The 2,369-nt window shown below is 33.2% G+C and carries 2 protein-coding genes; both read left to right on the top strand.

What is annotated here, in order from left to right; all coding sequences use genetic code 11:
- Positions 1-369: 369 nt before the first annotated feature.
- Complete coding sequence (locus HU235_RS16740) at positions 370-960, top strand: TetR/AcrR family transcriptional regulator (RefSeq protein ID WP_174880943.1); 591 nt, start codon at positions 370-372, stop codon at positions 958-960.
- Between the two features lie 63 nt (positions 961-1,023).
- On the top strand, positions 1,024-2,369 hold a 1,346-nt coding region (locus HU235_RS16735; RefSeq protein WP_174880942.1), incomplete at its 3' end, for an MFS transporter.

Genomic DNA, 2,369 nt, shown 5'->3' with positions numbered 1-2,369 from the left:
TTACTCATATCTCATTCCCCGTTCACTCTATTTGTTTTGATTATAAAGGTTTTTTTATGATAAAACACAAAAATCCCGAATAATGGACTTTTTTAAAAGTGTCCATTATTCGGGATACAGTTCAATTATTGGTAAAAGGTTTTTTTATTTTTAACCTAATTAAGTTTAGGATAAAAAACTAATTTATAGGTACCATCTACTGTGCAAATGAAACGAAGCTATCATTTATTTCAATTCATAACCTGTTACATTACGATTTTATATACATTTTGGAGAAATTTAAGGTATTTGCTTGTTGACAAAAAATAGTAAAAGGAATATATTAATGTCAGTTAGTACTGACAATCCATAGGGGGAAATTTATTATTTATGGTTTCGAATCGAAAACAAGAGACAACTGAAAAAATTATAACAACAGCAATAGATCTTTTTTCTGAAAATGGATATAAAGGAGTAACAACTGAGGAAATAGCAAGGGAAGCGGGTTTCAGCGAAAAGACGCTTTTTAGACATTTTCAAAGTAAACAAAATTTATTGGAAAAAGCGATTGATCGATATCATTATGGTGAGGAAATGCGAACCATTTTTGAAAGCAAACTTGTCTGGAGTTTGAAAGAGGATTTAGAGTTAATTAGCCAAAATTACCATCGAATTATGTTTCAAAATCGAAAGCTTCTAAAAATGCTTATGAAGATAGGGGAGAATGTTCCTGGAATACACCAATATTCTCATAGACATCCTGAGCTATTAAAGGAATATTTAACAAACTATTTCGAAGAGATGAAGAATCGGGGGAAAATTATTCCGATTGATCCGGAAAAAATGGCTATTACGTTTCTTTATATGAATTTTGGGTTTGCAAATGGCAGAATGAACGGAGATGCCTCCTTTAAGGAAGGTGAGTTTGAAAAGCTCCTAAATGCTAGTATCACATTATTTATTAGGGGATTAACCCCCTAATATGTTTTTTGACTATAATGTCAGTCAGTACAGACATTCATTTTGAAAAGGGGAAGTGAAGAAATGAATAAAGAATTGAAAAAACAAGGTAATGAAAAATTATTAATGATTATGATGCTCACTGTAACTCTCTCATCAATGAGTATATTGATGTTTAATTTTGTTCTCCCGCAAATAAGCAAAGAATTTCAGCTTACAAATTCACAGGTAAGCTGGGTTACTTCAGCATACACACTTTTATATGGGATTGGTACAGCGATTTACGGAAAACTTGCAGATCGCTATAAGCTGAAAAATTTATTAATCTTCGGTTTATTACTTTTTGCAATTGCATCATTATTAGGCTTCTTCTCTCATTCTTACCTGCTCTTACTAGTAGCAAGATGTTTACAAGCGGCTGGTGCAGCGACAATTCCAGCTACAGCAACTCTCATTCCAATCAGATATTTCCCTCTAGAAAAAAGAGGTACAGCAATGGGGACAGTGTTTATTGGGACGGCTCTTGGAAGTGCGATTGGACCAATTGTTTCTTCGTTAGTTGTTACTATTGTAAACTGGCGATGGCTGTTTTGTATCCCTTTATTAGTTCTGTTGACATTGCCACTTTATATGAAGTACTTAGGTGATGAGGAAGGAACGAATACTAGGATTGATTGGTTAGGAGGTGGACTGTTAGCGCTGAGCGTAGCCCAATTTTTACTTGGTGTAACAAATGATGTGATGTGGGTTACAGGAGGGATTGCTGTTCTCGTCTTATTTATATATCGTATTCGTTTAGCAAAGTATCCTTTTATTCAACCTCAATTATTTAAAAACAAAACATATATTTCATATTTAATATTGGCGTTTCTTGTAACGGGTATAGGTTATTCACTATTCTTTTTAACTCCTTTATTCTTAGCAGATGTTCAAAATCTCCCAGTTAATTTAATTGGTTTAGCAATGGTACCGGCTGCAACTGCAACTGCATTATTAAATAGACAAGGAGGAAAGATTGCAGATTCAAAAGGAACGCCAACATTATTCTTTCTTGCATCTAGTTTATTAATCATTTGTTTTTTCATGCTATCTACATTTATTTATTCAACCTCAATGTTAATTGCGATATTTTTAATAATCGGGAATGTTGGCCAATCATTTATGATGATCGTTATGTCAAAATCGATTTCCTTAACATTACCTAGTGAACATTCAGGTGTAGGTATGGGGTTATTAATGATGCAAAATTTCATTTCAGGATCTATCGCTATTGGGATATATGGGAGAGCAGTTGATATGGCAGGGGAAAGTCCGTGGAATCCTTTTAATCAGCTATCAATTGGTACGACATTCAGTAATATTTTCTTTGTATTGTTTGCTTTACATGTGTTTATATTGATTGTTTATATACTAAGTAGAAGAGTAACTAG

The sequence above is a fragment of the Metabacillus niabensis genome (assembly GCF_902829255.1).
Taxonomy (GTDB): Bacteria; Bacillota; Bacilli; order Bacillales; family Bacillaceae; genus Metabacillus; species Metabacillus niabensis.
The sequence above is the reverse complement of the archived record's forward strand: the minus strand, read 5'-3'. Positions and strand labels throughout refer to the sequence as shown.

Bases quoted from the DNA above. Each gene is read 5' to 3' on its own strand.
- HU235_RS16740 (WP_174880943.1), top strand. From the start codon at position 370: ATGGTTTCGAATCGAAAACAAGAGACAACTGAAAAAATTATAACAACA.